This window comes from Actinomycetospora chlora (assembly GCF_039542135.1).
Lineage (GTDB): Bacteria > Actinomycetota > Actinomycetes > Mycobacteriales > Pseudonocardiaceae > Actinomycetospora > Actinomycetospora chlora.
On record NZ_BAABHO010000040.1, the window covers coordinates 1 to 23,616 of the forward strand.

At 76.5% G+C, this 23,616-nt stretch carries 18 protein-coding genes; 7 read left to right on the top strand and 11 right to left on the bottom strand.

The window, feature by feature from the left end; translation table 11 throughout:
• The 3 genes from ABD994_RS21735 to ABD994_RS21745 form a co-directional block, all read right to left on the bottom strand.
• On the bottom strand, window positions 1-1,367 hold a 1,367-nt coding region (locus ABD994_RS21735), incomplete at its 3' end, for a DNA polymerase Y family protein (RefSeq protein WP_345420010.1).
• Entirely contained in the window at window positions 1,364-2,296 is a 933-nt protein-coding gene (locus tag ABD994_RS21740) for a hypothetical protein (protein WP_345420012.1), read from the bottom strand. The genes ABD994_RS21740 and ABD994_RS21735, both read right to left, overlap by 4 nt.
• Before the next feature lie 82 nt (window positions 2,297-2,378).
• Window positions 2,379-4,214, bottom strand: coding sequence for an ABC transporter ATP-binding protein/permease (locus tag ABD994_RS21745; protein WP_345420014.1), 1,836 nt, complete (start codon window positions 4,212-4,214; stop codon window positions 2,379-2,381).
• 106 nt (window positions 4,215-4,320) lie between these two features.
• Here ABD994_RS21745 and ABD994_RS21750 point away from each other — a divergent pair, with 106 nt between their 5' ends.
• Window positions 4,321-5,106 (top strand): NAD-dependent epimerase/dehydratase family protein, encoded by a 786-nt coding sequence (locus ABD994_RS21750; protein ID WP_345420017.1) that lies wholly within the window; start codon window positions 4,321-4,323, stop codon window positions 5,104-5,106.
• On the opposite strand, the gene ABD994_RS21755 is transcribed toward ABD994_RS21750, so the two are convergent.
• From ABD994_RS21755 to sucC, 7 genes are all read right to left on the bottom strand, one after another.
• Window positions 5,055-5,387, bottom strand: coding sequence for a chorismate mutase (locus ABD994_RS21755; protein WP_345420020.1), 333 nt, complete (start codon window positions 5,385-5,387; stop codon window positions 5,055-5,057). The two genes, ABD994_RS21750 and ABD994_RS21755, sit on opposite strands and share 52 nt — an antisense overlap.
• A complete protein-coding gene (purH, locus tag ABD994_RS21760) occupies window positions 5,387-7,009 on the bottom strand; it encodes a bifunctional phosphoribosylaminoimidazolecarboxamide formyltransferase/IMP cyclohydrolase (protein WP_345420023.1) in 1,623 nt (540 codons plus the stop codon). Before purH ends, ABD994_RS21755 begins: the two co-directional genes overlap by 1 nt.
• Window positions 7,006-7,623, bottom strand: coding sequence for a phosphoribosylglycinamide formyltransferase (gene purN, locus ABD994_RS21765; protein ID WP_345420142.1), 618 nt, complete (start codon window positions 7,621-7,623; stop codon window positions 7,006-7,008). Before purN ends, purH begins: the two co-directional genes overlap by 4 nt.
• Before the next feature lie 59 nt (window positions 7,624-7,682).
• Window positions 7,683-9,071, bottom strand: a complete 1,389-nt coding sequence (locus ABD994_RS21770; RefSeq protein ID WP_345420026.1) for a cell division protein PerM — start codon at window positions 9,069-9,071, stop codon at window positions 7,683-7,685.
• 135 nt (window positions 9,072-9,206) lie between these two features.
• Window positions 9,207-10,766: a DUF5336 domain-containing protein gene (locus ABD994_RS21775; protein WP_345420029.1), complete on the bottom strand. Its 1,560-nt coding sequence runs from the start codon at window positions 10,764-10,766 to the stop codon at window positions 9,207-9,209.
• A gap of 43 nt (window positions 10,767-10,809) precedes the next feature.
• Window positions 10,810-11,694, bottom strand: coding sequence for a succinate--CoA ligase subunit alpha (gene sucD / locus ABD994_RS21780; protein WP_345420032.1), 885 nt, complete (start codon window positions 11,692-11,694; stop codon window positions 10,810-10,812).
• Between the two features lies 1 nt (window position 11,695).
• A complete protein-coding gene (gene sucC / locus ABD994_RS21785; RefSeq protein WP_345420035.1) occupies window positions 11,696-12,868 on the bottom strand; it encodes an ADP-forming succinate--CoA ligase subunit beta in 1,173 nt (390 codons plus the stop codon).
• Between the two features lie 292 nt (window positions 12,869-13,160).
• Between sucC and ABD994_RS21790 the strand changes: the two genes are divergently transcribed.
• Together ABD994_RS21790 and ABD994_RS21795 are read left to right on the top strand one after the other, a co-directional pair.
• Window positions 13,161-14,114 carry an esterase/lipase family protein gene (locus tag ABD994_RS21790; protein WP_345420038.1) on the top strand — a complete coding sequence of 318 codons (954 nt, stop codon included), beginning with the start codon at window positions 13,161-13,163 and terminating at the stop codon, window positions 14,112-14,114.
• A 334-nt stretch (window positions 14,115-14,448) separates the two neighbouring features.
• Window positions 14,449-15,648, top strand: a complete 1,200-nt coding sequence (locus tag ABD994_RS21795; RefSeq protein WP_345420041.1) for a M23 family metallopeptidase — start codon at window positions 14,449-14,451, stop codon at window positions 15,646-15,648.
• 238 nt (window positions 15,649-15,886) lie between these two features.
• On the opposite strand, the gene pcrA is transcribed toward ABD994_RS21795, so the two are convergent.
• On the bottom strand, window positions 15,887-18,193 hold the full coding sequence (gene pcrA / locus ABD994_RS21800; RefSeq protein WP_345420144.1) for a DNA helicase PcrA: 2,307 nt from the start codon (window positions 18,191-18,193) through the stop codon (window positions 15,887-15,889).
• 512 nt (window positions 18,194-18,705) lie between these two features.
• On the opposite strand from pcrA, the gene ABD994_RS21805 reads away from it, so the two are divergent.
• From ABD994_RS21805 to ABD994_RS21820, 4 genes are all read left to right on the top strand, one after another.
• Window positions 18,706-19,059: a chorismate mutase gene (locus tag ABD994_RS21805; protein WP_345420044.1), complete on the top strand. Its 354-nt coding sequence runs from the start codon at window positions 18,706-18,708 to the stop codon at window positions 19,057-19,059.
• A 96-nt stretch (window positions 19,060-19,155) separates the two neighbouring features.
• A complete protein-coding gene (locus ABD994_RS21810; protein ID WP_345420047.1) occupies window positions 19,156-19,473 on the top strand; it encodes a hypothetical protein in 318 nt (105 codons plus the stop codon).
• Window positions 19,474-19,803: 330 nt separating this feature from the next.
• On the top strand, window positions 19,804-21,750 hold the full coding sequence (locus ABD994_RS21815) for a hypothetical protein (RefSeq protein ID WP_345420051.1): 1,947 nt from the start codon (window positions 19,804-19,806) through the stop codon (window positions 21,748-21,750).
• Between the two features lie 110 nt (window positions 21,751-21,860).
• On the top strand, window positions 21,861-23,612 hold the full coding sequence (locus tag ABD994_RS21820; RefSeq protein WP_345420054.1) for a serine/threonine-protein kinase: 1,752 nt from the start codon (window positions 21,861-21,863) through the stop codon (window positions 23,610-23,612).
• The last annotated feature ends 4 nt before the right edge of the window (window positions 23,613-23,616 follow it).

Genomic DNA, 23,616 nt, shown 5'->3' on the forward strand with positions numbered 1-23,616 from the left:
CGGCGCACCGGGGCGCCGTCGACGGCGACGAGGCGGGCCGGCCGCGGCTCGGGCGGGCGCCGTGCGGGCGAGGGCGCGGGCAGCGTGCCCGGCCAGGGCGCCCCGGGATCGACGGCGGGGACACGCTCGTCGCCCCACGGCACGAGCCGGATCCGCTCGCCCGGCCCCCGCCCGCCGCCGGGCACCCCGGTGAGCACCTCCTCGGGGCCGAGCAGGCCCTGCACGCGCACCAGCGCCCGCCCGGCCCGCTCGTCGGCCACCCCGACCTCGCCCCACAGCCCGAGCTGCAGCCGGCCGGCCTCGACGACCTCCTCGGGCACCAGGCGCAGCACGGTGAGGCCCCCACCCTCGTCCCCCGGGCCGCGGCGCGAGAGCCAGCCCTCGAGCTGCCAGCGCACGCGGTCGGCCGTGCCGTTCGGGGTCAGCGGCTCGGCGCAGCGCCACACGCGGGCCAGCTCGTCGCCGCCCGTGGTGCGCGCCTGCACGCCGAGCCGCGTGCACGCCAGGCCCGCCCGGCCCAGCGCCTCGTGCAGCCGCTCGGCCAGCGAGCGGGCGGCGAAGGCGGCGGCGTCGACACGGTCGACCGGGGGGTCGAGCGGGAGCTCCACGGTGAGCTCGTCGGGGATGCGGCGCCGGGAGGGCGGACGCTCGTCGAGCCCGCGGGCCAGCCGGTGCGCCCGGACGGCGGCCGCGTCGAACCGCGAGGCCACGTCGGTGGCCGACAGCGCGGCGAGGTCGCCCAGCGTGTGCAGCCCGAGGCGGCGCAGCAGGCCGATGAGCTCCGCCCGGGCCGCGCTCGCGTGGTCGTCCGCGCCGGCGGTGTCCGGCTCGACGCCCGGCTCGAGCTCGAGCTCGGTGACCGGCAGCGGCGCCAGGAACGCCGGGCTCTCCCCCGGCGGGACCAGCAGCGAGCGCCGCGCCGCGAGCCCGGCCGCGAACAGCCCGTCGGCCACGCCCACCTGGCACTCGGTGCGGGTGCGCGCCGCGACGTGGTCGACCAGGCGCTCGGCCACGACCTCCTCGCCCCCGAAGTACCGTGCCGGGCCCCGCGCGGAGAGCGCGACCAGTCCCGGCCGGACCACCTCCACCCCCGGCACGACCTCCTCCACCGCCGCCGCGACCGGCTCGAAGCAGCGGGCGTCGCGCTCGGGGTCGCGGGCCAGCACCGCGAGGTCGGGACACCGGGCCTGGGCCTCGCGACGGCGCAGCCCGCGGCGCACCCCCTGCGCCCGTGCCGTCGCCGAGCAGGCCACCACCCGGTGGGACGCGAGGACCGCCGCCGGCCGGGCCGCGGGCAGGCCGGCCTCGGCCGCACCCGCCACCACCGGCCAGTCCGGGCACCACAGCGCCAGCACCCGCGCGCTCACCCCGCCACCCCGATCCGCACCGGCTCCCCGAGATGCTCACCGAGCGGCTCCCCTGCCGTCCCACCGATCGGGCGCGGCGGCCCCGTCAGCGGCGCCCCGACCGGCAGCTCGCCGTCCGGCACGCACGTGCCGGCGGGGCCGGGCAGCAGCAGCGGCACCTCCCGCTCGCCGGGACGGCCGCGGGCGGTGGCGCGCGCGTGGACCCGCCGCGAGCGCAGCCGTCCCGCGCCGTCGCCCCCGAGCCCGGCCCACGCGCTGCCCTCGGCCCGCAGCTCGACCTCGGCCCCCGGCCACGAGCCCGGCGCCCCGACCGGCACCAGCACCGCGCCCCGCTGCCGGACCCGCGCCCCGAGCCGCTGCCGGTCGCCCGCGGGCCACCGCACGCCGGGCAGCGTGGTGTCGAGCACGACCACGTCGACCCCGTCGACCAGCGCCGCCACCACCGCCGCCGGCCGCGGGCCGGGGCGGGGCACCAGCGCGGTGCGCGCCAGGTCGAGCCCCGCCTCGGCCGCGGCCTGCACCCCGAGATCGGGCAGGCCCACCACCGCGCACCACGAGCCGGACCCCGACGCCTCGGCCAGCAGCGCGAGCAGCAACGACGTCGACCCGCACACCGCCACCGCCGACCCGCGCCGCAGCCCACCGTCGGGCAGCAGCCCGGCCAGCGGGGCCGCCACGGGCAGGATCCGGCTCCCCTCCGGATCCGCCCGCGGCGACCCCTCGACCGGCCCCGCGACCGGTTCCGCGACAGGCTCGGCGACCGGCTCGGCGACCGGCGCCGGCGTGACCGGGCCCCGACGCCCGGCCCGCCGACCCGGCAGCTCCGAGGCCCGCACCACCCCGAGCTCGGACCACCGCCGCGACGGGGCACCCTGCCCGTCGAGCAACGACGGCAACGACCCCGCACCACCCACGCCGGCACCACTCACGCCGTCCTCCTCGAACACGTGTTCGAACGAGGAGAAGGTTAACCCGGACCCCCGACAACCGCCGAGCCCCGCAGGGCGGGGATCACCCCGACGGTGCCGGCTCCACCGCCACCGGCCCGAGGTCCCACCGGCCGTCGCCCTGCAGCTCCAGGCGCGTGTCGTGGAACGCCTCGAGGCTCGTGCGGTGCCCCACGCTGACCAGGATCAGCTCCGGCAGCTCGCGGCGCAGCAGCGTGTAGAGCTCGTGCTCCAGCCCCTCGTCCAGCGCCGCGGTGGCCTCGTCGAGGAAGACGACGTCCGGCCGTGCCAGCAGGAGACGGCCGAAGCCCAGGCGCTGCTGCTCGCCGGGGGAGAGCTCGCGCCACCAGACCCGCTCGTCGTCGAGCCGGTCGGCCAGCTGCCCCAGCGCCACCGAGCGCAGCACCTCGGCGGCGCGCTCGTCGTCGACCTCCTCCGGCGCCTGCGGGTAGGCCAGCGCCGTGCGCAGCGTGCCGAGGGGGACGTAGGGCTGCTGGGAGAGGAACACCGCGCGCGGACCGAGCGGCCGGGCGACGTCGCCCTCGGCGAACGGCCACAGGTCGGCCAGGCTGCGCAGGAGCGTCGTCTTGCCGTAGCCGGACCGCCCGGTGACCAGCAGGCTGTCGCCCTTGCCGAGGTCCAGGTCGAGGTCGGAGACGAGCACCTCCCCGTCGGGGCGGCGCACGGTGAGGTCCCGGACGGCCACGCCGTCCGCGCGGTCGGCCACGTCGACCTCGGGCAGCCGCCGCGCCTCGGCGTCCGCGTCGAGCAGCCCGGTGAGACGGTCGAGGACCGCCCGGTAGGCGGCGAACTGGTCGTAGGCGTTGCGGAAGAACGACAGCCCGTCGTGCACCTGGCCGAACGCGGTCGCGGTCTGCTGGACGTCGCCGAGGGTGATCGTCTGCGCGAAGAAGCGGGGGGCCTGGATGAGGATCGGGAACACCACCGCGACCTGGGAGACGGCGAGGTTGAAGCCCTGGAACCCCAGGGTCCGCCGCACGATCCGCCAGTAGTTGGCGATCACCGCGGCGAACCGGCCGTCGAGGCTGCGCTTCTCCAGCGGCTCGCCGCGCAGGAAGGCGATGTTCTCGGCGTTGTCGCGCACGCGCACGAGGCCGTAGCGGTAGGTGGCGCCGAGGCCCTCGTTGAGGAAGTTGAGCCGGATGAGCGGCTTGCCGATGCGGAAGGCGATGACCGTCGCGACGATGACGTAGAGGAACGCGAGGAACGTCATCGCCCGCGGGATCTCCACCCCGAGGATCGACAGCGGACCCGAGAGCTCCCACAGGACGTAGGTGAACGACACCACCGAGAGCACCGCGTTGACCGCACCGCTGGACCCGACCGACAGGCTGTACGACGTGGTCGCGAAGGAGGTGATGTCCTCCTGGATGCGCTGGTCGGGGTTGTCGACCTGCGTCGGCGCGAAGCGCGACCGGTGGTAGGCGCGCCCACCCAGCCAGTCGCCGAGCAGCCGCTCGTTCAGCCACTCCCGGAGCCGGATGACGAAGGCCTGGCCCACGTAGTAGGCCACCAGCGCGATGACGACGTAGATCGTCGCGAGGAGCGCGAAGATGCCCAGCGTCCGCCAGAACGTCGCGGCGTCGAGGTCCTGCAGTGCGGTGTAGAGGGCGTTGCCGTTGTAGGACAGCAGCACGTTGAGCCGCACGGAGACCACGACCAGCAGGAGCAGGCCGAGCACGAACAGGGTCGGCCGCCAGCCGTGTTCACCCCCCGGGCGCAGCCAGGGACCCACCAGGCGGGTGACCTGGCGGCCCCACGTGGTGGTGCGGGCGACGATCGCGCCCACGATCACGACCACCACCACGGTGCCGACGAAGAAGCCGACGATCCAGATCAGGCTCGACAGCCACTCGGTGCCCCAATCGATGCCGTCCACCGCACCCCCTGATCACCTGACGTCGGGCGAAGGGTAGCGACGGGCGGAGAAGGCCCGGGACGCGCTCCGGGTCGCCGGGCCCGCGCGGGTGGAGCAGGGTCGCCCCATGACCGAGCGCGTCCTCGTCACCGGCGCCGCGGGCCGGATCGGCGGCTACCTGCGGGCCCGTCTCGCGCGTCCCGGCCGGACGCTGCGCCTGCTCGACGTCGTCCCGGTCGACGGCGCGGGCGAGGGCGAGGAGGCCGTCACCGCGTCGGTGACCGACCTCGACGCGCTGGCCCCGGCGTGCGCCGGCGTCGACGCCGTCGTCCACCTCGGCGGGTACGCCGGCGAGGAGGCGTGGGACGACGTCCTCGCCGTCAACGTCCACGGCACGTACGCGGTGTTCGAGGCCGCGCGGCGGGCCGGGGTCGGGCGGGTCGTGTTCGCCAGCAGCAACCACGCCGTGGGCTTCCACCCGGCCACCGACCCCGTCGGCGAGGACCTGCCGCCGCGCCCGGACACCTTCTACGGCGTGGGCAAGGCGACCGGCGAGGCGCTCGGGAGCCTGTACCACGACCGCTACGGCCTCGACGTCGTCTGCCTGCGGATCGGCACCTGCAGCGACACCCCGCCGAACGCCCGCGCCCTCGCGACGTGGCTCTCGCCCGACGACTGCGGCCGGCTCGTCGAGGCGGCGCTGACGTGCCGGGCGCCGGGCTTCCGGGTGGTGTGGGGCGTCTCGGCCAACACCCGCCGCCGCTGGTCGCTGGCCGGCGCCCACGAGCTCGGCTACCGCCCCCGCGACGACGCCGAGGCGTACGCGGCCGAGGTCGGCGACCGCACCTCCGACACCGACTCCTACGTCGGCGGGGAGTTCTGCGGCCCTGCGTTCGACGCGGGCGGCAGCTGATCCATCACCGTCTCCTCGACGCGGATGGCCTCGGCCATCAGCATGTCGGCGATCCGGACGAAGAAGCCCTCGTCGAGGCCGTGCTCGCGGGCCCGGGCCGCGGCCTGGCGCTGCACCTCGGCCGCGCGACCGGGCTGGAACACCGCCATCCCGGCGCGCGCCTTGACCTGCCCGACGCGCTCGATGCACCGCATCCGGTCCCGCACCAGGGCGAACAGCGCCGTGTCGATCTCGTCGAGCTGCCCGCGCAGGTCGGCCAGCTCCTCCTCCGGGTCGCCCATCAGTGGGCGAAGTGCCGGGTGCCGGTGAGGTACATCGTCACGCCGGCCTTCCGTGCCGCCTCGACGACCAGCTCGTCGCGCACCGACCCGCCCGGCTGGACGACGGCCGCGACGCCGGCCTCGGCCAGCACCTCGAACCCGTCGGGGAAGGGGAAGAACGCGTCGGACGCGGCGACCGCGCCCGTGACGCGGTCTCCGGCGCGCGCGACGGCGAGGCGGGCGGCGTCGACGCGGTTGACCTGCCCCATCCCGACGCCGACGGTGGCGCCGTCGTGGGCCAGCAGGATCGCGTTCGACTTCACCGCGCGGCAGGCCCGCCACGCGAAGGCGAGGTCGGCGAGCTGCTCGGCCGAGGCCGGCTCGCCGCACGCGAGGGTCCAGGACGCCGGGTCGTCGCCAGGGGCGTCGACGGCGTCGCGCTGCTGGAGGAGCAGCCCGCCCGAGACGGGGCGCTGCTCGACCGGCGACGGCGCCCAGGTGGCGGTGAGCAGGCGGATGTTCTTCTTGCGGGAGAGCACGTCGACCGCGCCGTCGGCGTAGGACGGGGCCACGACGACCTCGGTGAAGATGTCCGAGATCGTCTCGGCCATCGCCGTCGAGACCTCGGTGTTGCTGGCGATGACGCCGCCGAACGCGCTGGTGGGGTCGCAGGCGTGGGCCTTGCGGTGCACCGCGGCCACGTCGTCGTCACCCGTCGCCACCGCGATGCCGCAGGGGTTGGCGTGCTTGATGATCGCCACGCACACGCCGTCGTGGTCGTGCGCCGCGCGCCAGGCCGCGTCGGTGTCGACGTAGTTGTTGTACGACATCTCCTTGCCGTGCAGCTGGACCGCGCCGGCGATGCCGGAGGTGACCTCCGGGTCGCCGTAGAGCGCGGCCGCCTGGTGCGGGTTCTCGCCGTAGCGCAGCACCGCGCGGCGCCGGGCCGTGGTGCCCACCCAGCCCGGGAACGGCGACCCCTCCACCGACCGGTCCGGGTCCGGGGCCAGGACGTTCCCCATCCAGGAGGCCACGGCGACGTCGTAGGACGCGGTGTGGCGGAAGGCCTCGGCCGCGAGGCGGCGGCGGTCGACCAGCGTGATCCCGCCCTGCTGGGCCTGCTCGAGCGCCCAGGTGTAGCGCGTCGGGTCGGTGACCACCGCGACCGACTCGTGGTTCTTCGCCGCGGCCCGGATCATCGCGGGCCCGCCGATGTCGATCTGCTCGACGCAGTCGTCGGGCGAGGCGCCGGACGCGACGGTGGCGGTGAACGGGTAGAGGTTGACGACCAGCAGGTCGAACGGCGCGATGTCGAGCGACTCGAGCGCCTCGGCGTGGGTGGGCAGCCGCATGTCCGCCAGCAGCCCGGCGTGCACGCGCGGGTGCAGTGTCTTGACCCGCCCGTCGAGGCACTCGGGGAACCCGGTGACCTCCTCGACGCGCGTCACGGGCACGCCGGCGTCGGCGATCCGCGACGCGGTGGAGCCGGTGGAGACGATCTCGACGCCGGCCGCGTGCAGGCCGGTGGCGAGGTCGAGCAGCCCGGCCTTGTCGAACACGCTCACGAGCGCCCGCCGGATCGGGCGACGGCCCTCGGTCACGGTGTCGGCCACGGGGCTGGTGGTCGCGCTCGCCGCGTTCATGGGATCCTCACTCCTCGTCCGGTGACGGTGGCGCCGTGGCGGACGAGCGCCGCGACGGTCTCGACCAGCATCCGGCGCTCCACCACCTTGATGCGCTCGTGCAGCGTGTCCTCGGTGTCGTCCGGCTCGACGGCGACGGCCTCCTGGGCCAGCACGGGACCGGTGTCCACGCCGGCGTCGACCAGGTGCACCGTCGCGCCGGTGACCTTCACCCCGTAGGCGACGGTGTCGCGCACCGGGTGCGCGCCCGGGAACGCCGGGAGCAGCGTCGGGTGCGTGTTGATCGTGCGGCCGCCGAAGCGGGCCAGGAAGGCCGGCCCGAGCAGCCGGGCGAAGCCGGCCGAGACCACCAGGTCCGGCTCCGCGGCCGTGACGGCCTCGGCCAGCGCGGCGTCCCAGTCGGCCCGGTCGGCGTGGTCGGCGGGCCGGACGACGGCGGTGTCGACGCCCGCCGCGGTCGCCCGGTCCAGCGCGCCCACCCCGGTCCGGTCGGACACGACGGCGACGACGCGGGCGGGGTGCTCGCGGTCGTCGTGGGCGTCGAGGAGGGCCTGCAGCAGGCTCCCCGACCCGGAGGCCAGCACCACGACGCGGGCGGGCACGGGCAGGCGCAGACGGTGCTGCTCGGTGGTGGTCAGCGCTGCTCCCCGGCCGCGTGGATGACCCCTCCAGGTTAGCCGCGGGCGTCGCCACCAGGACGGACGCCCTCGTGAGGCACCTCTCCCCCGTCCTCGTCCTCCGCGGTGGCGTCCCCGTCGGCGACGTCCTCGTCCGGGGTGACCTCGGTCGCGGCATCGGGCTGCTCGGGCTCGGTGCGCGCGGGACGCGACGGGACGCGGCGGGTCCCGGAGGTGCCGATCGGCACCGCGAGCAGCGCGACCACGAGCCCGGGCACGAGGATCCAGCCCAGGACGGCCAGCGCGACCGGCACGGCGGGGATCGACACGGGGTCGAACGGGCCCGCGCCCAGCCGGCCGCCCGACAGCGAGGCCGCGGCCCCCACGAGGATCGCGGCGCCGACGGCGGCGGTGACGGTCGAGCGCACGCGGGTGGCGACGTCGGGGGCGGTCGGGGCGAGACGCCAGCCCACGGCGCTGCCGACCGCGAGCGGCAGCGCGAAGGCCAGCCCGGCCCAGCTCGGCGGGGTGCTCTGCGGCAGCAGCTCGGCGAGGGGGATCGGGGGCAGCAGGCCGGAGGTGATCTCCATCGGCGTCGCCGACGCCGCGCCGATCGCGACGCCCGGCCCGGCGAGCCAGGCGGTGGCCCCGACGACGGCGTTGGGCAGGTAGGCGACCGTGAGCAGCGTCAGGCCGGCACCGCTGCCCGCCTCGGGGGCGATGTCGGCGACCACGTCGTGCACCGCCGTGGCGTCGGCGATCGAGGCGGCGAGCAGGAGCCCCGCGCCCGCCGTCAGCAGCCCCACCGCCCCGAGCAGGGCGCCGCGCAGTCCGTGCCGTACCCAGGGGGCCAGCGTGCGCGGCAGGGCCGGCACGCCGCAGGGGCGGGCCGCGCCCGCGTACGCGGCGACCCCGGCGAGGACCCCGCACGTCACGCCGGCGAGCCCCGGCGACGCGTCGACCACCGTCTCCGGGGTGAGCAGGGCGGCGGCGAGGACGCCGATGACGGCGTGCGCGGCGGCAGCGGTCGCGACGACGGGCACGAGGGCGCCGTGCAGCGGCCCGCGCGCCTCGGCGCGGGGGCCGAGCCGGCGCACCGCGCCGCGGGCGACCGCCGCGATCAGCGTCGCGAGCAGCAGGGCCGGCGCGAGCGGCAGCACGCCCAGGGGGACACCCGTGACCTGCAGCGGGACCAGGTGGGCCACCAGCCACAGCGGGATGCCGACGGCGAGGGCCTGCCCGAGACCGGGCTCACCGCCCGGGGTGGTGCCCGACGCGAGCGCGGCGACCACGCCGGCGAGGACCACCGCCACGCCGTAGAGCAGCGCCGGCGGCAGCAGCGCCACGCGCGCGAGCACCGGCAGCCAGCCGGGGGTCGTGACGGTGGCGGGCTCGGGGCGGGTGCGGCGTCCGCGTCGCGGGGGGTCGCTCGTCGGCACCGTCACGACCCGACCCTGACAGAGACCGCCGGCCCGTCCGGGCCGCCACGCCGGGCGCGGCGGCCCGTCGAGCGGTGATCACCAGGGAGTTCGCGCGCCTCGAGGCAGCGAACAGGGCGTTCGCTGCGGTGGAACGAGGGGTCAGCGGGGCGAGCCCCACTCGCCGCGGCGGTCGTCGGGCGGGGTCGAGCCGGCCTGCGGGCGGCCGGGGTCCTCTCCGGATTCGTGGGCGCCGCGCTGCTCGCCCTGCCCGGGGGCCGGGGCGACGGGCCCGCCGCCGGGGGACGAGGTGGAGGAGCCCGACGACGGGGCGCCCCAGCCGGTGTTCGGGATGCCGTAGCCCGGGGTCGAGCTGCCCCCCGACGGGGACGGCGAGCCCGCGGGCGGGGTGCTGGGTCCGTCGGCCGACGAGCCGCCCTCGCCGGGGGTCGACCCGGAGGCGGACCCGGAAGCGGAGCCGGACCCGAAGGTGCCGAAGCCGCCGGGTCCCGACGCCCCGGTGGGCGTGACGGTCGTGGCGCCCGGCTCGGAGGGGCCGGGCTCGTCGCGACGGGACGTGTCTCCCCCGGCGGCCGTGGCACCGGGCACGACCTGCGTGGTCGCGGCCGACCCGCTGTCGGCGCCGGGGGACGACGCCGGGAACGACGTGGCGCCGGACCCGCCGTAGCCGCCGCCGAACGGTCCCGACGGCGGGCCGCCGGGCCCACCGGGGCCGCCCGGCCCGCGGGGGGCGTTGAACTGGCCCGAGCCCGGGCCGGTCTGGGCGCCCGGGGCGCCGTAGCCCGGCTGCGGGGACGGGCCGGCGGGCGCCCCGCCCCAGGGCTGCTGCTGCCCGCCCGGCGCGCCGAACCCCGCCGACGCGGGACGGCCCGGCCCGGCCTTCAGGACGCCCTGCGCGTAGAGCAGGGCGACGACCGAGGCCACGGCCGCGAGGACCGCGAGCACGACCTGGATGACCAGCAGCGTGTCCGCGTAGGCGAGCAGCGGCAGCATGGCCAGCGCGCCGGTGACCCCGACGACCGCGCCGGAGACCAGCGTCTGCGGCGCGCGCGGCAGCAGCGAGGCCGCCGTGAGCAGCCCGCCCGCGAGCACGAGCGGCAGGTAGAACAGCGACCCGAAGGCCGCGCTGAGGTCGGACGCGACGCCGGAGGCGTCGGCCGAGCCGAAGAACGTCAGGACGTAGGCCAGCAGCGCGAGCGCGCCCGCGGCGAGCGCGACGCCGCGCTCGGCCCCGGACGTGCCGGCCGCCCCGCCGGCGGGCCGTGACCCGCCGGCGGGCGTCGCCGTGCCGGCACCCTGGTCGGGCGCCGTGCTGATCGCCGTGGTCGCCGCCGGGAAGCCGCCGGTGGACGGGGAGGACGGCCCGCCCTGACCCGCACCCCACCCCGGCTGCCCCTGCGGCTGACCCTGCGGCTGACCCTGCGGCTGACCCTGGTGCTGACCCTGCGGCTGCCCCTGGCCCGGGGCGCCGTAGCCGCCCGGGCCCGGCGCGCCGTAGGGCTGCTGCCCCTGCCCGGCACCCGCCCAGGAGGACCCTCCGTAGGGCGAGCCGCCGTACGGCGAGCCCTGCCCCGGTGAGCCCTGCCCCGGAGCACCCGGGGAGCCCGGAGCACCCGGAGAGCCCCACCCGGGACCGGACGCCTGGCCCGGCCGCTGGCCGGACGGGCCGCCCGGGGGCGGGCCCTGGGTCGGTGAGCTCATGAGGTGTCCTCCCGGACGGCGACGTCGGCGTGGGCGGGCTGGGTCAGCCGCGGACCAGGGAGCGCGCGAGGTCGGCGGTCTCGGTCGGCGTCTTGCCCACCTTCACCCCCGCCGCCTCGAGCGCTTCCTTCTTGGCCTGTGCGGTCCCCGCCGAGCCGGAGACGATGGCGCCGGCGTGGCCCATCGTCTTGCCCTCGGGGGCCGTGAACCCAGCAACGTAGCCCACCACGGGCTTCGTGACGTTGGCCTTCACGTAGTCGGCGGCACGCTCCTCGGCGTCGCCACCGATCTCGCCGATCATGACGATGGCCTCGGTCTCGGGGTCCGCCTCGAACGCCGCGAGGGCGTCGATGTGCGTGGTGCCGATGATCGGGTCGCCGCCGATGCCGATGGCGGTGGAGAAGCCGATGTCCCGCAGCTCGTACATCATCTGGTACGTCAGCGTGCCGGACTTCGAGACCAGGCCCATCTTCCCGGGGCCCGAGATGTTCGCCGGGATGATGCCCGCGAGGGACTTCGACGGCGAGATGATGCCCGGGCAGTTCGGGCCGATGATTCGGGTGCGGTTGCCGTTGGCGCCGGCGTGCGCCCAGAACCAGGCCGAGTCGTGCACCGGAATGCCCTCGGTGATCACGACCGCGAGGCCGATGCCGGCGTCGATGGCCTCGACCACCGCGTCCTTGGCGAAGCGGGGCGGCACGAAGAGCACCGAGACGTCGGCCCCGGTCTCCTTCATGGCCTCCTCGACGGCGCCGTAGACCGGCACGTCGGTGCCCGTGATCTCGACGGTCGTGCCGGCCTTGCGGGCGTTGACGCCGCCCACGATGTTCGTGCCCGCCGCCAGCATCTTGGTGGCGTGCTTCATGCCCTCGGAGCCCGTCAGGCCCTGGACGATGACCTTGCTGTTCTCGTCAAGAAAGATCGACATCTCAGGCCCCTGCCGCAGCCAGCTCGGCGGCCTTCGCGGCCGCGTCATCCATCGTGTCCACCACCGTGACCAGGGGGTGGTTCGCCTCGGCGAGGATCCGGCGGCCCTCGTCGACGTTGTTGCCGTCCAGGCGGACGACCAGCGGCTTCGTGGCGTCGTCGCCCAGGATCCCCAGGGCCTCGACGATGCCGTTCGCCACGGCGTCGCAGGCGGTGATGCCGCCGAAGACGTTGACGAAGACGCTCACGACCTCCTCGTCGCCGAGGATGACGTCGAGACCGGCCGCCATGACCTCGGCGGACGCGCCGCCGCCGATGTCGAGGAAGTTGGCGGGCTTCATGCCGCCGTGCTGCTCGCCGGCGTAGGCGACGACGTCGAGCGTCGACATGACCAGCCCCGCGCCGTTGCCGATGATGCCGACCTGGCCACCCTCGAGCTTGACGTAGTTGAGGTTCTTCTCCTTGGCCTTCGCCTCGAGCGGGTTCTGCGTGCGCTCGTCGACCAGCTGGGCGTGCGTCTCGTGCCGGAAGTCGGCGTTCTCGTCGAGCGTGACCTTGCCGTCCAGCGCGACGACCTTGTCCTGCGGGTCGCGCACCAGCGGGTTGACCTCGACCAGCGTCGCGTCCTCGCCGACGAAGGTGTCCCAGAGCTGGACGATGACCTGCGCGGCCTGGTCGGCGACCTCGGCGGGGATGTTGCCCTGCTTGACGATCTCGTCGGCCTTCGCGCGGTCGACGCCCGCGATCGGGTCGATCGGCACCCGGGCCAGCGCCTCGGGCCGCTCGACCGCGAGCTCCTCGATCTCCATGCCGCCCTCGGCCGAGCACATCGCGAGGAAGGTGCGGTTGGACCGGTCGAGGAGGAAGGAGAAGTAGTACTCCTCCGCGATGTCGCTGGCCTCGGTGACGAGGACGCGGTAGACGGTGTGACCCTTGATGTCGAGCCCGAGGATGGCCTCGGCCTTCTCCTTGGCCTCGGCGGGGCTCTCGGCCAGCTTGACGCCACCGGCCTTGCCGCGGCCGCCCGTCTTCACCTGCGCCTTGACGACGACCGGGCCGCCGATCTCCTGCGCGGCCCGCTCCGCCTCGGCGGCCGTGTCGACGGTGCGACCGGGCAGCACCGGCACCCCGTGGGCGGCGAAGAGGTCCTTCGCCTGGTACTCGTACAGGTCCACTCGTGAACTCTCCTCACCAACTCCCCGGACGCGCGCCCGCGGCGTGCGCCGGGCGAGGTCGCGTGGCGCCCGCCACAGCGGGGCGCCCACGTCCGACGGATGCGCGGCGACCCTATCCACGCAGGACGGCGGCGGGCGGCCCGGCGGGGGCGACGCAGGTCACGAGCGCCCGGTCCGGAGCCTGCTGGATCGTTCACGACGCCGCAGCGGTCCACCCGTCCGGGCCCGCTCTTGATCGGTCCCGGCGGTCAACGGTCGGACATCCGAGTGAACACCGCCTAACGTCCACGCCATGGACGTGACGGGCGTCATGTCGCCTCCCCCCGCGGAGGTGGAGGAGGCGGGCGGGACGGCGGAGAAGCCGCTCGCCGCGATCGCGGGCGCCCTGTGGCGGGGCATCGGCTACGCCGCCCGCACCGTCGGCGTCCCCGCGGGCGTGCGCGGCCTGGCCGTCGAGGTCGCCTACACCGCCGTCCACGTCTCCCTCTACCCGTGGGGCCTGGTCGACGAGGTGCTGCGCCCGGCGGGCACCTTCACCCACCACCGCACGGCCGACCTCTCGCCGAACCAGCGCAGCCTCGTCGTCTCCGACATGGACGCGTCGACGACGCCGGTGCTGCTCGTGCACGGCATCGTCGACAACCGCTCGATCTTCGCCGTGCTCGCGGGCGCCCTGCGCCGGCGCGGGTTCGGCGTCGTCCACGCCGTGAACTTCAGCGTCCTCACCGCGTTCACCGGCGACATCCGGGCCGCGGCCCGCGAGCTGGACCACCACGTCGAGCGCCTCTGCGCGAACACGGGCGCGGACAAGGTCCACATCGTCGGGCACTCGCTCGGCGGGCTCCTGGCCCGCTACTACGTGCAGCGCCTCGGCGGGGACGCCCGCGTCGACACCCTGGTCACGCTCGGCTCGCCGCACCGCGGCAGCCTCATCGCCCACTTCCTGCCCCCGACCCGGGTGCCCCAGCAGCTGCAGCCGGGCTCGGACCTGCTGCGGGAGCTCGACGAGCCGGCGCCGGACTGCACCACCCGCTTCCTCGCCGTGTGGAGCCGGCAGGACCAGCTGATCATCCCGCAGTCGTCGGCACGGCTGGACCACCCGGACCTGCAGGTGACCGAGATCGAGCTCGAGCACGTCGGGCACATGTCGCTGACCATCGACCCCGAGGTCGTCCACCTCGTGACCCGGCTGCTCAGCCGGTGTCCGGTCCGTGGCCGCGAGCGGCGGCGCGAGCTCGCGGGCTAGCGACCGGATCGACCGTGCGGGTGGACGACTCCGCCGGCGTCGGTCGCGGTGCGCGGCACGCAGGGGTCCGGTCGGGCGATGACGTGTCCCCCGTCTCGGTGACGACGCTCCTCCGCGGGTGCCGACGACCGCTCGGCGCGCACGCCCGCACGCACGGCGTAGCGACCGACTCGAGGGACTCGTGGCGTTTGCCCGTCCCGTGACCTCGTCGCTACCTTTCGGCCGTCCTCGTCACGGTCAGGTCACGAACGGCACACGGAACGGCCCCGAACGTTCCGTCACGAGCCCCCACTCACGCCGTCGCGACCGGCCCCGATCCGCGGGAAGGATGGTCTTGGCGCACAGCTCCCCACGCCCGCCGTCCGCGCCCCTCTTCGCTCCCCTCGGTCTCACCCCGGCCTTCGCCGGCGGCCCGAGCGGCCCGCGCTTCCCCGACCTCTCCGGCCTCGCCGAGGGTCTGCCCGGGCTCGGCGCCCGCGGCGGTCGCCGCGGCGGCGACGCCGCGGGTCTGGTCACCGGCCCCGACCGCACGCCGGGCCCGCTGCCCGCGCGGCCCGGCGCGCCCCTCGGCGTCCGCCCGGCCCCGGCCCCGGCCCCGCCGCGCGAGTACCGGCCGGCGGGAGGCACGCACCACGAGACCCTCCGTGAGTTCCCGCGTGAGCTCCCCCGCGAGCCCCGCCGTGCCCCCCAGCGCCGCGGGCCGGGCCCCGACCGCCGCCCGGCACCGCCGGCCGAGCGCGGACCGTCCCCGCTGCGCGGACGTCTGGCCGTCGCGGCCGTCGCCGCCGGGGCCCTCGCGACCGCGGGGCAGAGCCTCGCCGGGCTCGACGCCCTCGGCGACGCCCCCTCCACCGCCGAGCTGGCCCTCGCCGCCGACCGGGGCACCGACACCGGGTCGGGCGGGACGTCCTCGACGTCCGGTGGCTCCGCCGGGTCGCTGGGCTCCACCGGCCTCGACGCCGCCACGGCGAACGTCCTGCCGGTCATCGCCGGTACGGCGACCGGGTCGTCGGAGACCTCATCGGACTCCGCGGCGGACTCGACCGACGGCGGCGCAGGCCAGGTCTCCTCGCTGACCAAGGCCAGCGACCGCGCCGCCGCGGCGGCCCGCGCGGCCGCCGAGGCCGCACGCCCCGACTTCGTGCGTCCCGCCGAGGGCCGCTTCACCTCCGGCTTCGGCGCCCGCTGGGGCTCGTCGCACCGCGGCGTCGACATCGCCGGCCCGATCGGCACCCCGATCGTCTCGGTCGGCGACGGCGAGGTCATCGAGGCCGGCCCGGCCAGCGGCTTCGGCCAGTGGGTCCGGGTGCGCCTCGACGACGGCACCATCAACGTCTACGGCCACGTCAACCGCTTCTACGTCTCCGAGGGCCAGCGGGTCCGCGCCGGCGAGGAGATCGCCGAGATCGGCAACCGTGGCCAGTCGACCGGCCCCCATCTGCACTTCGAGGTGTGGACCGACGGCGGGCAGAAGATCAACCCCCTGCCGTGGCTCGCCTCACGCGGGATCTCGCTGGGATCCCCCCGGGACTAGTCCGCTCCCCGAGAAAGACGGCAGGGGCCCCGGAGCACACGCTCCGGGGCCCTCGTCGTTCGTGGCCCGCGCTGGCCCCGTCCCGAGCAAGGGGCACCCTCGGTCGGAACGCGCGCGGTGTCGGGCGGCGCCGGCGTTCTGGTCGGGGGCGCCCCTCACCCGTCTACCCGACCGAGGGTGCCCCTCGCTCATTACGGCTCGCGGAACGCCCCGCCCGCCGGCGTGCCGGAGGGGGCGGCTACAGCTTGGTGAGCGGCACGCCGCCGATGAGCATGAGGCGCACGGTGCCCGAGGACCCGAAGTCGATGGTGGCCGTGGCCCGCGAGCCGACGCCGTCGACCGTGACCACCGTGCCCAGGCCGTACTTGTCGTGGCTGACACGGTCGCCGACCTCGAGCGAGATGGTCGGCGCCTCCTTCCAGTCCGGCCGCATGGGCGAGGGCCGCGAGGAGCGCCCGGACAGGTCGGTGCCCGGGCTCGCCCAGCGCCCGGAGCCGAACCGCGTGCGCCCCACCGGCGAGGACCGCTCCGTGCTGGGCTCGACGCGCCGCCACTCCCACACGTCGGCGGGCACCTCGTCGAGGAACCGCGACGGCGGGTTGGCCTGCGGCTGCCCGAACGCCGAGCGCATCACCGCGCGGGAGAGGTAGAGCCGCTGCTGGGCGCGGGTGATGCCGACGTAGGCCAGGCGGCGCTCCTCGGAGAGCTCGGCCGGGTCGGCCAGCGCGCGCGAGTGCGGGAAGACGCCGTCCTCCCAGCCCGTCGCGAACACCACCGGGAACTCGAGGCCCTTCGCGGTGTGCAGCGTCATGAGCGTGACGACACCGTCGCCGCCGTCCGGGATCGAGTCGGCGTCGGCGACCAGGGACACCCGCTCGAGGAACGCCTCGAGCGACCCGGGCTCGGGCACCCCGTCGGTGCCCGCGGCGGGCGTCTCGCCGTCACCCTCCAGCCCCTCGGCGTTGCGGGCGTCCTGCACGAACTCGCGCGCGACGCTGACGAGCTCCTGGAGGTTCTCCAGGCGCGACTGCTCCTGCGGGTCCTCCGAGCCCTCGAGCTCGGCGCGGTAACCCGACCGGTCGAGGATCGCGTCGAGCACCTCGTCGACCGGGGCGCCCCCGACGAGGGTCTCGGCGAGCCCGTCCATCATCTCGACGAAGTCGGCGATGTTGCGCTGCGAGCGCGTGGCCAGGCCGTGCACCTCGCCCGCGGCCGCGCGGCGCAGCGTGGCGGCGAAGGTGATGCGCTCGCGGTCCGCGGCGTCGGCCACCACCGACTCGGCGCGGTCGCCGATCCCGCGTTTGGGCACGTTGAGGATGCGCCGCAGCGAGACGGTGTCCTCCGGGTTGGAGAGCACCTTGAGGTACGCCATCGCGTCGCGGACCTCGCGGCGCTCGTAGAACCGCACGCCGCCGACGATCTTGTAGGGCAGGCCGAGGCGGATGAAGACGTCCTCGAAGACGCGCGACTGACCGTTGGTGCGGTAGAAGACCGCGACCTCGCCGAAGCGGACCTCGCCCGCGTCGACCAGCCGGTCGATCTCCGCGGCCACGAACGCGGCCTCGTCGTGCTCGTTGTCGGCGACGTAGCCGACCACCAGCTCGCCGTCGCCGGCGTCGGTCCACAGCCGCTTGTCGCGACGCTCCGGGTTGCGGCTGATGACGGCGTTGGCGGCGGTGAGGATGCGCTGGGTGGAGCGGTAGTTCTGCTCCAGCAGGATGGTGTGCGCCTCGGGGTAGTCGCGCTCGAACTCGACGATGTTGCGGATCGTCGCGCCGCGGAAGGCGTAGATCGACTGGTCGGCGTCGCCGACGACGCACAGCTCCGCGGGGGGCACCGCGCCGTCCTCGGTGCCCGCCGCCAGGGCGCGCACCAGCTCGTACTGGGCGTGGTTGGTGTCCTGGTACTCGTCGACCAGGATGTGCCGGAACCGGCGCCGGTAGTACTCGGCGACGTCGGGGAAGCGGGTCAGCAGGTCGACCGTGCGTCCGATGAGGTCGTCGAAGTCCAGGGAGTTCGACTGCTGCAGCCGCTGCTGGTAGACGGCGTAGACCTCGGCCGTGCGCTTCTCGGCCTCGGTGGCCGCGGCGTCGGCGGCCTCGATCGGCGAGACCAGCTCGTTCTTCCACCCCGAGATCCGCGCCAGCAGGCCGCGCGGCGAGTACTTCTTCGCGTCGAGGTCGAGCCCGCGGGCGACCGAGGCGACCAGGCGCCGCGAGTCGTCCGCGTCGTAGATCGAGAACGTGGAGCTGAGCTCCAGGTGGCGGTACTCCCGGCGCAGGATGCGCACGCACATCGAGTGGAACGTCGAGACCCACATCGCGTTGGCCCGGCGCCCCACGAGCGCGGCCACGCGCTCGCGCATCTCGGCGGCCGCCTTGTTGGTGAAGGTGATGGCCATGACCTGGCCCGGCGACACCCCCTGGTGACGCATCTGCCAGGCGATGCGGTGGGTGAGCACGCGCGTCTTGCCCGACCCGGCGCCGGCCACGATGAGCAGCGGCGACCCCGTGTGCATCACGGCCTCGCGCTGCGGGGGGTTCATGCCCTCGAGCAGCGGGTCGTCCGCGGGATCGGGACGGTCGGCCCCCCGGCGCAGGGCGCCGCCGGCCCCGGCGTCGCCCCCGCCCGCGGCCGCCGCGGCCAGCCGGCGCGACAGCGCGGACGCCGCCGAGCGGACCGGGGGCCGCCCGGTGTCGGATCCGGTGTCGGGCCCGGCCTCCGACCCCACGTCCTGGCCTGTGTCGGACGCGGCGGGGCGGGTGGCGGGACCGGTGCTCATCGTCGGTCCACGCTACCGGGGCCCCCCGACAGTGCACGCCGACAGTGCACGCCGACCGGGCGCTCGCCCGGTTGGCCGGGCCGGGTCGTCGTGGCATAGTGACCGCCGTGCACGCGCAGGCCGTTCGATTTTTCTACGGGTACCGGACCCCGGTGCCCGTGGTCACCTGACGCGCCCGCCGCGCCCGTTCCACGCCGCCCCGGAGTCCACGGACCCCGGGGCGTTCTCGTGTCCGGGGCAGCCACGACCCGGACACCCCCTGGAGGACGAACCCCGTGAGTGCCGCGACCAGCGACTCCGCCCCCGCCAGCACCCCTGCCGACGACGCCCCCACCGACGCCCCCACCGACGCCCCCGCGCTCGTCCCGGCGGGCGCCGACGAGATCCCCGCCCTGCGCGAGGAGATCGACGCCATCGACGCCGAGCTCCTGCGGCTCGTGAAGCGGCGCTCCGAGATCTCGCAGCGCATCGGCCTCACCCGGATGGCCGCCGGCGGCCCGCGGATCGTCTACAACCGCGAGATGCAGGTCCTCGCCCGCTTCCGGGACCTCGGCACCGAGGGCCGCGAGCTCGGGATGCTGCTGCTGCGCCTCGGGCGCGGGCGCCTCGGCGGCCGGTCAGGCCGCTAGCACCGGGACCGGGCGGTCACCCTGACCGGGGACCCCGGGCAACACCGGGGTCGACGGCAGCACCCACCACACGCCGGTGGTGGCACGCTGGTCGTCATGGGAACGGTCATCGACCTGATCGCCACGATCGTCACGGTGCTGAGCCTGCTCGCCGCGGTGGGCTACGGCGGCTACCTGCTCATGATCTCGTCGGTGGCCTCGAAGCGCCCGGGGGCCAACCACCTCGCGACCGACGCGCGCAAGCGCCTCCCGGCCGCCGGGGGGCTCGCCCTCGGCGCGCTCGTGGCCCTGCTGCTCACCGGCGGCGGCATCCCGCTCGACGTCATCGGGCTGCTCGTCGGCGGCGGGGTGGGCCTCGCGGCGGTCAACCAGCTGCAGGGCGCCCGCAAGCGGCTCGCCGCCCCGCCGCAGTAACCCCGCCGCAGTAAGCCCCCCGCAGCAGGCCCTGCCCACTGAGCCGAGCGGTCCGGCCGGCGGCACCCGGCCGCGACGGCCGGTGCGCCCAACGGCAGGCCGTTGTCGCTGACCGGTGCACGAAACCCGGCTGTCCGGGGACCGCACGCGCCGCCTCGGGTTGTGCGCGAGCGATCCCCCGTTGGGCGACGTCGCCCGGACGGTCCCTTCAATCCCCTCAACGACCTCTCCCCGTGCGGGTGACGGCCGAGTAGCCATATCCCTACGCGGAGTGGACGGCCGCGCGGTCCGGCAACCGGATCGTGGGGCCCCGACGGAGGAGTGGGGGACATGGACGGCACGGGACGGCACGCCTGGGTCGGGGAGCCCGCGGACACGGGGGGCACGCTGGTCGCGCCCCCGACGGTGCCGCCACCCGATCCGGCCGGGGTGGCCGGGTCCGACGCCGAGCCGGCCGCGGTACCCGCCCCCCGCGCCCCCGTGGACGGTCCGCCCCCGGTGCCGCAGCAGGACGTCTCGCGGCACACCGACGGCATCCCCGTCACCGAGATCCTCGCCCGCCTCACGGCGTCCCGCCGGGTGGTCCGCGAGGCGCAGGACGCCCCCGAGATGACCTCGCCGGCCCCGCCGGCCCCCGTGGCGCTCGACGAGCCCGTCACCGCCGACCACGACGACGACGACGACGCGCTCGCCTTCGCCGAGGCCCTCGAGGAGGTCGAGGCCGCCGAGGCCGCCGTGAGCCCCGTGAACGCCGTGACGCCCGCGCGTCCGGTCCGCGCCGCGGGCCCGGCGTCGCGCTCGCTCCCCACCCCGGGACGGACGTCGCGGCGCCGCACCAACCCGTTCCGCCGCGGCAACAACAAGGCCCTCGGCGCGAGCACCGGCGTCCTGCTCGTCGCGGGCACCGTCGCGACCATGGCCGGCCTCCCGCTGCCCGGCCTCCCGATCATCGACGAGATCCCGGGCGGCCCCCAGGCCGCGCCGCCCGCGACCGGCCCGGTCCCGGGTCTGCCCGGCTCCGTCCCCGGCGCCCTCCCGGCCGACGGCCTCGCCACGCCGGCGCAGATCGCCCTGGCCGCGTCGGTGTCCGACCTCGGGCTCGGCCTGGGCGGCCCCGGCGGCTCGGCGGTCGCCGGTGGCGGGCCGGCCGGTGTGGACGGACCCCTGCTCGCCGGACCGGCGGGCACGCTCCCCGCCGGTGGCGCGGCCGGCGGTGGCGCGGGTGGTGGCCCGCTCCCGGGCCTCCCGGGCCTGCCCCCGCTCACCGGCCTCCCGGGCGGCGGTGGCGGCCCCGGTGACGGCGGCAGCAACGGCGGCGGGGGTGGCGGCGGTGGCGGTGTCCTCCTGCCCGGCCTGCCCGACCTGCCCGACCTGGGCGGCACCGTCGGCGAGGTGGGCGGCGGGCTGGGCGGCACGGTCAGCGGCGTCGGCACCGGCGTGGGTGGGCTCGTGACCGGCGTCGGCGAGACCGTCGGCGACACGGTCACCGACGTGGGCGGCACCGGCGGCTCCACGGTCACCACCCTGGGCGGCACGCTCGGCGGCACCGTCAGCGGGCTCGGCGGCACCGCGGGCGGCACGGTCGGCGGGCTGGGCAACGGGGTCGGTGGCCTCGCGGGCGGCGTGGTCGGCGGCGCCGGGGGCGCGGTCGGCGGGCCGCTGGGCGGGGTCGTCACCGGCGTCGGCGGCACCGTCGACGACACCGTCAGCGGCCTCACCGGGACCGTCGGCACCACCGTCACGGGGACGACCGCCGTGGTCGGCACGACCGTCACGGACACCACCGCCGCGCTCGGGGGCACGGTCACCGGCACGACGGCCGCCCTCGGCGACACCGTCGCCGGGACGACCGGTGCGCTCGGCACCACGGTGACCGGCACGACCGGGGCCGTCGGCGACACCGTCACCGCCACCACGGGCGCCGTCGGCGACACCGTCGGCGGGCTGCTGGGCGGCTCCTCGTCCTCGGACAGCGGGACGGACAGCGACGAGGGCACCGCGAGCAGCAGCTCCGCCGAGGCCGGCTCCGCGGACGACAGCACGGACACCGGGTCCGACGACAGCTCCGCCGAGAGCAGCTCCGCCGAGAGCAGCTCCGCCGAGAGCAGCTCCGACGACAGCACCTCCGACGACAGCGGCCCCGGCGACGCGGTCGAGCAGGTGACGTCGACGACCAGCGCGGTCACCGACACCGCCGCCGACACCGCGACCGACACCGTCGCGGACACGACCGGGGCCGTCACCAGCACCGTCAACGGTCTGCTGGGCGGTGACTGACCCCGTCGGGGGCGGCACCGGGGGCGACGGCGCGGGCTGCGGGCGCGTGGTCGTCACCCGGTCGGGACCTCTACTGTGACCCCCGTGCACACGCGGACGGGGAGCTGCCGGTGAGCTCTCCCCGCGTGGTCGCCGGGCGGTACCGGCTCGAGGAGCGCATCGGCTCCGGGGCCATGGGCGTCGTGTGGCGCGGGACCGACGAGCGGCTCGGCCGGGTGGTCGCCGTCAAGCAGGTGTTCCTGCACGCCGGCCTCGACGACCGCGAGGCCGACGAGGTCCGCCAGCGCACCCTGCGCGAGGGCCGGATCGCCGCGCGCCTGCAGCACCCGCACGCGATCTCGGTGTTCGACGCCTCCATCGAGGGCGACGAGCCGTGGCTCGTGATGGAGTACCTGCCGTCGCGGAGCCTCGCCGCGGTCCTCGGCGAGCAGGTGACGCTGGAGCCGCGGACGGTGGCGCGCATCGGGCGGCAGGTCGCCGATGCCCTCGACGCCGCCCACCAGGCCGGCATCGTCCACCGCGACGTCAAGCCGGGGAACGTGCTGCTCGGCGGGGACGGCACCGTCAAGATCACCGACTTCGGCATCTCGCGGGCCACCGGCGACCTGACGCTCACCCGCACCGGGATGCTCGCCGGCACCCCCGCCTACCTGGCGCCGGAGGTGGCGCGGGGCGAGGACTCCACGTCCGCGTCCGACGTCTTCTCCCTGGGCGCCACGCTCTACGCCGCGGTCGAGGGCATGCCCCCGTTCGGCGCCGACGACAACGCGCTGGCGCTGCTGCACAACGTCGCGGCGGGCAAGGTCGTCCCGCCCTCGCAGGCCGGCCCGCTGACCGCGCTGCTCATGCGGCTGCTGCGCGACGACCCGTCCGAGCGGCCGACCGCGGCGCAGGCCCGCCAGGAGCTCGGCCGGATCGCCCACGCCGGCGGGCGGGCCGAGCAGCCGCTGGCCGACCTGGTGCCGCTCGGTGCTCCCGGCTTGCCGCCCGTGCCCGAGGCGCGGCACTCGTCGTCCGACCCGTGGGCCGCGGTCCCCGGGCCGGCGTCGGGCGGCTCGGGGCCCGCTCCCGCCGGGCCCCCGACGCGCCAGGGCCTGCCCGCCCCCGACCCGGCGCCCGCCCGGCGCCGCTCCCGGCGCCGGCCGACGGCGACGATCGCGGTCATCGTGCTGCTCATCGCCCTCGTCGCCGGCGGCGTGGTGGGCGTGACGCTGCTGTCGTCGTCGGGCTCGGACACCACCGGCGCGACGATCGGGGCGGCCGCCCCCGGGGGGAGCCCCGGCGACCAGCAGGCCGCGATGGTCGGCGCGGTCCGCGAGTACTACGGCATCGTGACCGGCGACGAGGCCGCCGGCTGGGCCCGTCTCGGCCCGAACCTGCAGGCGCGCACGGGCGGGTTCGCCGCCTACCAGGCGTTCTGGTCGACGATCACGGCCGTGCAGGTCGTCGACGCGACGGCCACCGACGCGGACACCGTGCGGGCGACCCTGGACTTCTTCCCCAACCGCCGGGAGCGCACCCGCGAGGTGCACGAGCTCGGGATGGTCCGCGGGGCCGACGGGCGCTGGCTGATCGACGGCGACGACCGCGTCGACGAGACCAGCCCCCGCGCGGCCGCCACCGGCCTGCGCCTCGACGCCCCGGTCTCCGAGGCCTCCGCCCCGACGACGGCCTCGACCCCCGCCCCCCAGGAGGACGGCGGCGGCCCCGGCGGGGGTCCGGGCAGCGACGGCGGGGGCGGCGACCGCGGCGGGGACCACGGCAACGGCCGCGGCCACGGCGGCGGGAACGGCAACGGGCACGGCGGCGGGAACGGCGGCCGGGGCGGCGACTCCGGCGGGGACTCCGGCAGCGACAGCTGAGCCG